We start from the raw sequence: 945 nt of genomic DNA on the forward strand, positions 1-945 counted from the left end.
AATCTCATCTTCAATACAGAGTTAAGAGACTCAATAGCATTGTTAGTGCGTGGAACTTGATCGGCAGGGAAATTCTCAAAGGTAAATAGTGCATTTAGATTGCGTTTTAAACTATAAAAAGCACTTCTCGTTCTTCTATGAGTGAAGTGCCATTTGCCATCTTCACCATAAGACTTCTCTTGCAAAAAATCTTTCCACTTTTGCTCCCATTTTTCAAGAGATATCTCAAAGTCTAGACGACTGGATTGTGTAAGTTGATGCGCCAATGCCTTGAGTTCTTTGGCCGCAAGTAAGCGAGGATTAGTGGTGAGCAAATGTCTTATTCGCTGAAGCTGATGAAACTGACAATACTGATAAGGTATTTCAGGAAATGCTTCCTTAATACCTGATAATGCGTCACTTACAATGGCTCTGATTGTAAATCCTTGATCTTGGAGACAGGAAATTCCAGCTTGATAATCAGAGATTCTCTCCTTACCACGTAAGAAGCGATAATGCAAGACTTTGTGTGTTGTTGCATCCATAAAAATGACTACTCCAAAGTTTCGCCCCCAATAGGTGGCATCCATTTGTAGTGTTATAGCAATGGGATGAATTCTGCAAGAAACATCCTGATTTTGGGGTACGTTTTTGAGATATCGTTGTAGGGTAGAAACTGAAATACCATATTTTTGAGCTGTTTCAAGCAACGTATGGCGCCCTTGTAAATAGAACTCAACAATGGCAGCCTTATTAGGCTTTTCACGACCACTAAAATAGCATTGACAACTCTTGCAATACCAATACGAGGAACCACGTTTAACTCCTTTGCGGATTACATCATGAGAACCGCATTTCTGGCACTTTTTTTATGATGATTTTCCATTATAGCATTATAAACACCTGCAAAGGTATGAAAAAGAGAGCATTATGCCCCCTTTCAGGAGTACATTTGACCATTAAGCC

The 945-nt window shown here is 39.2% G+C and carries 1 protein-coding gene; it reads right to left on the reverse strand.

Features of this window, described 5'->3' with window-relative positions; translation table 11 throughout:
* The coding region (locus HMPREF9420_RS14195) for an IS256 family transposase, variant Zn-binding type (protein ID WP_449329016.1) at positions 1-815 on the reverse strand (815 nt) is incomplete at its 3' end.
* Positions 816-945 lie beyond the last annotated feature (130 nt).

Source organism: Segatella salivae DSM 15606, assembly GCF_000185845.1.
GTDB lineage: Bacteria > Bacteroidota > Bacteroidia > Bacteroidales > Bacteroidaceae > Prevotella > Prevotella salivae.